Raw genomic sequence first — 4,495 nt, 5'->3', positions numbered from 1 at the left:
TGAACTTTTCCATGCCCGTCACCCTCAACGGCATCCCCGCCGCGGACATGGGCGACGCGCTGCTGCGCAGCATCGACAGCCGCGCTGCCGCCATTGAGGAACGGATTGCCCGCATGCTCGGCAACATCGTCGGAGATCAGAGGAGACTCGCCTATGGCAACTGAGTACATAACGCAACAAGGCGACTGCTGGGACGCCATCGCTCTCCGGCTGTGGGGCGACGAGCACCTCATGGACAGGCTCATCGCCGCCAACATCGAACACATGGATATGCTTGAGTTCCCCGCCGGGGTCCGGCTGAACATACCCGACGGCGTCAAAAAACCGGAAATCAACATGGAGCTTCCGCCGTGGATGTAAACAACGGGAAACAAGAGCAGGAGCACGCCCGGCGCGTGAGGCTCGCCGTCACCATCGGCGGCCATGACGCCACGGACGCGCTCGCCCCCTCGCTCCTGTCCGCAACCTACACCGACAACGCCGCGGGCAAGGCCGACGAAGTACGCCTCGATCTGCACGACCGGGACGGCAAGTGGCTCGGGGAATGGGCTCCCAAGAAAGGGACCGAGGTGTCCATGCGTATCCTGTGCACGGACTGGTTCGGCCCCGGTCAGGACGCCTCCCTGAACTGCGGCTCGTTCAAGGTCGATGAGGTGGAATATTCCGGCCCGCCGACCAAGGTCAGCATCAAGGCCGTGTCCGCCGCGCTCACGGACGGGCTGCGGGAAACGAAAAAAACGCAGGCATGGGAAGGCTATTCCCTGCAGGCCGTGGCCGGGGAAATCGCCCAGCGCAACGGGCTTGAGCTGCTCTACAACGCCGATGCCTTCCCGTTCAACCGGCAGGACCAGCGCGAGGAATCCGACCTGCCCTTCCTGCAGCGGCTGGCCTCCGCCCGGGGGGTGAACGTCAAGGTCCATGACGGCAGGCTCGTCTGCGAGGCCGCGAAACGCGGTGACGCCCGCGCAGCCGCCGTCGCCATCTCCAGAACCGGAGGGCAGTTTTCGCCGTCGCGGTGGTCGTTCAAGGAAAAATCGGAAGGGACGGCCTACAGCGGCTGCGACGTCCAGTACATGGACCCGGAATCAGGGGAAATGCACTCCTATTCCTTCGGCGAGCCCGGCGCTGACGGGCAACGGGAAAAAATAACGCTCATCAACCAGAAGGTCGAGTCGAAGGCCGAAGCGGAAACCTTCGCCCAAAGCGCCCTGCGGAACAAAAACGAAGCCGAAAACACCGGCTCGCTCGACATCATGGGGCACCCCGGCGTGGTGGCCGGGTGCACGCTGACGCTGGACGGTTTCGGGACATTCGACGGCAAGTATTTCGTCACCACGGCAACCCACAGAATCGAAGGCCAATACACGACCGGCGTGGAACTGCGCCGGACGCTGGACTATTGAGGGCAACATGAGCGGATTCGACTACGCGCAACAGGAACGGCGGATCGCGTCGCTGGAAAGCAACCGGGGCGCATCCCTGCGTTTCGGCACCGTGACCGGGGTGGATACGGCGACGGGGACGGCCCGCGTCCAGCTCCCGGACGGGGACGGCATGGTGACCATGCCCCTGCGCGTCCTTGGGCGACGCACGCTGAAGGACAAGGCGCAGGCCCTGCCCGACATCGGGGAACCCGTGGCCTGCCTGTTCTCCGGGCAAGGGCTGGAACAGGGCGTCATCCTCGGCGCGCATTACACGGCGAAGACGCCTTCCCCCAACCAAGAGGCGCAGGTCGACTACGTCCGCTACGAGGACGGCACGGAACTCTGGTACGACCGCAAGGGCCACAAGCTGACCGCCAAGGTCATGGGCGACGCGGACATCGAAACCGAAGGCGGCATCACGGCCACGGCCAAAAAAGCCATCGTCACCGAATCCAAGACCGGCATCACCCTGCGCGCCCCCCATATCCGGCTGGAAGGCAACCTCTCCCAGCAAGGCTACGCGGGCGGGGCGGCCTCAAGCATCCTGTGCGGCAACCAGACCATCTGCAACGGCTCCCTGTCCGTTCCGGGCGGGGACGTGAGCGCCGGGGACGTTTCCCTGCGCGGGCACCAGCACGAGGGCGTGGAGAGCGGCCCGGACACCAGCGGAAAGCCCGAGGGTGGAGGAAGTTCCGGCACAACCGACGATAACGGAAGCGGCTTCTGGGAACTCATGTTCGATATCGTGCAAAACAGTTTACCTGAGCCGCTTACCCCTATGGAAAAACTTCTACTCTGCCTACCGGAAATCGCAGAGGCCGAGGCGGAAGATTGTTGGACGGAAGATAATAAAAAAGGCTGGCTGTATCTGCGGGATATGTTCCATAAATGGTTCGGTGGTAGAGCGAATGATGATGCATATAAAAGCACAGAGCCGTTCTTAGTTGATATGAACTGGATACTTTCATATCAACGGGCCCAAACAGCTTACGACGCACTCATTATGAGCGATCAACTTTTCAGTCCCAAGGCGCTGGATACCCTAGCTCATGTTCTTCATAAAGATGGTTTGCTTACCAACATACCCACGTCTTTTGATTACACCATAACCCAGTGGGATAAATGGAAAGCTAGTTATTTTCAGCAAGTAACCGTTTATGGGTTTGCTGACCTTTCCTCTGACGGACTCATGGCCGCAATGGGCAATTTTACATTCCGCACCCTCGCAGCAGGAGATGTAAAACCCTTGCCGGAAGGCGGGCATAGGATAACTATACGTAAAGTAGCCATTATCGTATGGGACTCTTTTAATTTCGATGGTGAATACGATCTTAAGTATTGGAGCTGCAAAGAAAAGGCTTTTTCTGTAACAGGTGGCGATGCCACTAGTTCTTATTTTCATGTAACAAATGGTTCCTTTCAGGAGTTCCGCAAAAAATATGGACTGGGAGAAGATTTCCTTGTCCTTTCTCAACCAAAGATTGTTGATAACATCGGGATCATGATTTATGATACGCAACTATGACAGGAACAACACGTCTCCCATATCACTGGCGGCCCTTGGCCATCATTGCCTGTTGCTTGCTTGCCGCAAGCTACGTCATCCCAGCGGCAATAGAGAGCCCCAAAATGCTTTTGTACCCGTGGAAATGGCCTCTGCTACTCCAAACGTACGCAGAACTCTGGTTTTTCCACTGGGAAACGGCCATTGCTTGGCTTATCCTGCATGCGGGACTCGCGGCATGCGTAATAGGCTGGATACGGACGCGGGAAGCACGTTTCGTTTTTTTGTTGCCATGCTTCGCCTTTTTGTGTGGTCCCTTAGTGGCAATCGGGATACACGCGGTTCTGTACTCCCCCATCCCTGTATAATCTCACCCCCCAAAACAGTACTTCCCGGCGTAGACTGCCCCACCCCTCTTCCCATCCTCTCTTCTCAACCCTGCCTCTCCGATAGAGCTTCCTCCTCCCACGCCTTCCGCGCCGGGGGCCTCCGCTTGCATCCTGTATCCTTCCCGGAGGCTTTATGCGCGTAGGCACCCTCGGCAACGTCGTCTTTGAAGTGTCCGACACGCGGGTGTTCACCCCGTCGCAGGTCACCCGGGAACGCAAGGCCCGCATCGAGGAGCATCAGGTGCAGGGCGCGCTCCCCTGCGTCGAATTCATCGCCCCTGAGCTGGGGACCTTCTCCATTTCCATGACCCTCAGCGCCGCCCTCGGCGTCAATCCCATGCGGGAAGCAGACAGCCTCGGGGCCATGTGCAAGCGCGGCGAGGTCAACCGGCTCATCCTCGGGGGGCTCAACTGGGGCAAGGTCATCATCGAAAGCGTGACGCAGGACTGGCGCAACAGCGGCCCCGGCGGCGTCCACACCATCGGCCTGACGCTGGCCCTGAAGGAGTACCACTGATGCCCGTCGTCGACATGCGCGAGGCGGCCCCGCTCGTCATCGGGGCCACGGGGCTGGACGCCGTTGTCCAGAACATCCGGATGATCCTGACCACGTTCGCCTACTCCGTCCCGCTGGACCGGCGTTTCGCCTCGCACGGCGGCGCTATCGACGCCCCGGCCCCGGTGATGGCCGCGCTCCGGATCGCGGAACTGACGGACGCCATCGAAGAAAAGGAACCCCGCGCCGAGGTGGTGAGCATCCGGCTTTTGCGGGCCGAAACCCTCGACGGGCAACTCCGGCCCGTCGTGACCTTCAAGCTCAGGGAAGGGGTGACATTGTGAGCCTGCTTGACGACTTCACCGCCGTGGATTTTTCGGAACTGACGCCCTCCGGCATCGAGGAGATGGTCATCACCGCCTACGAGGAAGCCTCGGGCCAGACCGTCTATCCCGGCGACCCGGTGCGGCTGTTCCTCCAGTCCAACGCCTACATCATCAGCCTGCTGGCGGCCTTCATCAACGAAACCGGGAACCAGCAGTATCTGGCCCACGCCCGGGGGCCGCATCAGGACCTCATCGGCGCGCTGGTGGACACGGCCCGGCTGCCCGCCAGCCCGTCCCGCACCGTGCTGCGGTTCAGCACGGCGGAAACGCTGGGCTGGCCCGTGCTCATCCCGCAA

5 protein-coding genes and 1 pseudogene are annotated in these 4,495 nt (G+C 60.6%); all 6 read left to right on the top strand.

What is annotated here, in order from left to right; genetic code table 11:
* Positions 1–153 precede the first annotated feature (153 nt).
* Positions 154–360, top strand: a complete 207-nt coding sequence (locus HMPREF0178_RS00180; protein ID WP_009367877.1) for a tail protein X — start codon at positions 154–156, stop codon at positions 358–360.
* Positions 351–1,403, top strand: coding sequence for a phage late control D family protein (locus tag HMPREF0178_RS00175; protein ID WP_009367876.1), 1,053 nt, complete (start codon positions 351–353; stop codon positions 1,401–1,403). The genes HMPREF0178_RS00180 and HMPREF0178_RS00175 overlap by 10 nt, the downstream gene beginning before the upstream one ends.
* A gap of 7 nt (positions 1,404–1,410) precedes the next feature.
* Positions 1,411–2,949, top strand: coding sequence for a phage baseplate assembly protein V (locus HMPREF0178_RS20260; protein WP_009367875.1), 1,539 nt, complete (start codon positions 1,411–1,413; stop codon positions 2,947–2,949).
* Between the two features lie 501 nt (positions 2,950–3,450).
* Positions 3,451–3,834: a phage tail protein gene (locus tag HMPREF0178_RS00160; protein ID WP_009367873.1), complete on the top strand. Its 384-nt coding sequence runs from the start codon at positions 3,451–3,453 to the stop codon at positions 3,832–3,834.
* A complete protein-coding gene (locus tag HMPREF0178_RS00155) occupies positions 3,834–4,157 on the top strand; it encodes a hypothetical protein (protein WP_009367872.1) in 324 nt (107 codons plus the stop codon). The genes HMPREF0178_RS00160 and HMPREF0178_RS00155 overlap by 1 nt, the downstream gene beginning before the upstream one ends.
* A pseudogene (locus HMPREF0178_RS21775) lies at positions 4,154–4,495 on the top strand (phage baseplate protein); the annotation flags it as partial. The gene HMPREF0178_RS00155 and the pseudogene HMPREF0178_RS21775, both read left to right, overlap by 4 nt.

This window comes from Bilophila sp. 4_1_30 (genome assembly GCF_000224655.1).
Classification (GTDB): Bacteria; Desulfobacterota; Desulfovibrionia; order Desulfovibrionales; family Desulfovibrionaceae; genus Bilophila; species Bilophila wadsworthia.
Note: the sequence above shows the minus strand (reverse complement) of the source record. Positions and strands in the feature narration are given on the sequence as shown.